Here is a 2400-nt window from a genome sequence, read left to right on the forward strand (position 1 = left end):
GACGCAGATGAACACCCCAGGGGTGCTGCCCAGCTCGACGACCTCGCTGGCTGGGAGTGACCGGTTGCAGCAGCCGCACCGCTGGTGGTCGGCCACGCGGACGGTTTCGGGAGCGGTAGTCACAGATGTCCTTCCAGGGGCATGTGTCTATAGGTAGCGGCACACCTGGTCGGCGTGGCAGGTGTCGGGGTCAGCGACGGATACGGCCTGGTGAAGCTGAGCGACGGTGTCGCGCAGCAATTGGAGGTCGGCGATCTGGGCGTCGAGGGCGGTGAGCCGCTCTCCGAGGACCTCCTCGACGTGCTGGCAGGGTGCGTGGCCCTGGTCGCGGACAGTGAGGATCTCGCGGATCTGCGCCAGCGTGAGCCCGGCCGCGCGGCCGCGCCGGATGAAGTCCAGCCGCCCGACAGCGCCCGGGTTGTACTGCCGGTACCCGGTGGAGGTGCGCCCGGCTGGCTGGAGCAGACCGGTCTCCTCGTAGAACCGGAGCGTCTTGGTGGTGGTGCCGGCCGCCGCCGCAAGCTCACCGATCCGCATGCCCTCCACCATCTGCCTTGACCTTCCCCCGCGCTGGAAGGTCCAGTCTGAGCCCAACGGCGCAGGGAGGAGAAGGGCAGATGGGCTGGAACAACGAGGTGGATCTGGCAGTGGTGGGCTCTGGCGGTGCGGCCATGTCGGCGGCGATCGCTGCCCGGCAGGCCGGCCGGAGCGTCGTGCTGATCGAGCGCGGCACCCTGGGCGGTACCTGCGTGAACGTGGGTTGTGTCCCGTCCAAGACGCTCCTGGCCGCCGCGGGTACACGGCACGCGGCCCTCACCAACCCGTTCCGGGGCGCCCCCACCTCAGCGGCCGCGGTCGACCTGGCCGCCCTGGTGGCGCAGAAGGATGAGCTGATTGAGCGGCTCCGCGGCGCCAAGTACGCCGACGTGGCCGCCGCCTACGGCTTCCAGATCGAGCCTGGGCAGGCCACCTTCCTCGACGAGGACACCTTGGCCGTTGACGGCCGGCCGCTGCCGGCGCGGGCCTACCTGGTCGCCACCGGCTCCCAACCGGCCGTCCCCGACCTGCCAGGCCTGGACCAGGTGGACTGGCTGACCTCGACCACCGCGATGGAACTCTCCGTCCTACCGGAGTCCCTGGTCATCATCGGCGGCGGCTACGTGGGGATGGAGCAGGCCCAGCTGTTCGCCCACCTCGGCACCCGAGTGAGCGTGGTCGGGCGGCTGGCCCCCCGCGCGGAGCCGGAGCTGGCGGAAGGCCTGCGGGCGGTGTTCACCAACGACCGCATCACCCTTGCCGAGGAGCACGCCGGCACAGTTCATCTCGAGGACGGCCAAGTGGTGGTCACCACCGTCTCCGGCCAGCAGGCCCGCGGGCAACGGCTGCTCGTCGCCACCGGACGTGCCGCCCGCACCGACGGGCTCGACCTGGCCGCGGCCGGAGTCGCTGCCGACGAGCGGGGATTCGTGGCCGTCGATGAACACCAACGCACCAGCAACCCCCGCGTCTACGCTGCCGGCGACGTCTCCGGCGCCCCCCAGTACGTCTACGTCGCCGCTGCCAGCGGCCGAGTCGCCGCCCGGAACGCTCTCGCCGGCACCGACGCCCGGTTGGAGCGCGTGGACTACGCCGGGCTGCCCGCCGTGGTGTTCACCCGCCCGCAACTGGCCTCCGCTGGACTGAGAGAGGAGGACGTCCTGGCCCAAGGTCGCGGCTGCGCCTGCCGGGTCCTGGACCTATCGGACGTGCCCCGCGCCCTGGTCAACCGCGACACCCGCGGCGTGGTCAAGCTCGTGGCTGACCCGGAGGACGGCACCGTGCTGGGCGTGCACGCTCTCGCTGAGGGGGCCGGGGAGATGATGCTGGCAGCCAGCTACGCCATCAAGGCCGGTATGACCGTCGACGACATCGCCGACACCTGGGCGCCGTACCTCACCATGGCCGAAAGCCTCCGCATCGTCGCCGGGCTGTTCCGCAACCAGCTACCCACCTCCTGCTGCGCATGACACACCCTGGGCCGCGCCGTCTGCCCGGCGCCAATCGCGGCACCACTCGTCGTCCTCGCCCAAGACCGCCTCGCAGCGGGTAGCCGCGCAGTCCTCAGCAGGAAGTCACCAAAGACGGCCGTTCCGGGCGGAAGTCGCAGAAGGCCTGACCGCGAGGGCCGGACGAAGGCTGTTTCGTAAGCCGTCCGTCCACCGACAACGCGCCCACTGAGCAGGAGTGATGTCAGATTCAGGAGTCGGCTGCACTGGCTTGAGGCGTAGATCCGCTTGAGTGCGTGTGACTGCTGACGCCTGGCGGTCAGCAGTCGGCTGCACTAGGCTCCGCTGATCTCGGCCGTGGGGAGGCCAGCGGTGACTTCGGATGAAATGCCGGTACTCGTCGAGCGTGGGTTGA

Annotated in this window: 2 protein-coding genes; one reads left to right on the forward strand and one right to left on the reverse strand. The window is 70.3% G+C overall.

Annotated features, from left to right (window positions below; genetic code table 11):
• Positions 1–147 precede the first annotated feature (147 nt).
• Entirely contained in the window at positions 148–537 is a 390-nt protein-coding gene (locus VF468_22315; protein HEX5881026.1) for a MerR family DNA-binding protein, read from the reverse strand.
• Between the two features lie 80 nt (positions 538–617).
• On the opposite strand from VF468_22315, the gene merA reads away from it, so the two are divergent.
• Complete coding sequence (merA, locus tag VF468_22320) at positions 618–2006, forward strand: mercury(II) reductase (GenBank protein ID HEX5881027.1); 1389 nt, start codon at positions 618–620, stop codon at positions 2004–2006.
• Positions 2007–2400: the final 394 nt, after the last annotated feature.

The organism is Actinomycetota bacterium (assembly GCA_036280995.1).
Classification (GTDB): Bacteria; Actinomycetota; CALGFH01; order CALGFH01; family CALGFH01; genus CALGFH01.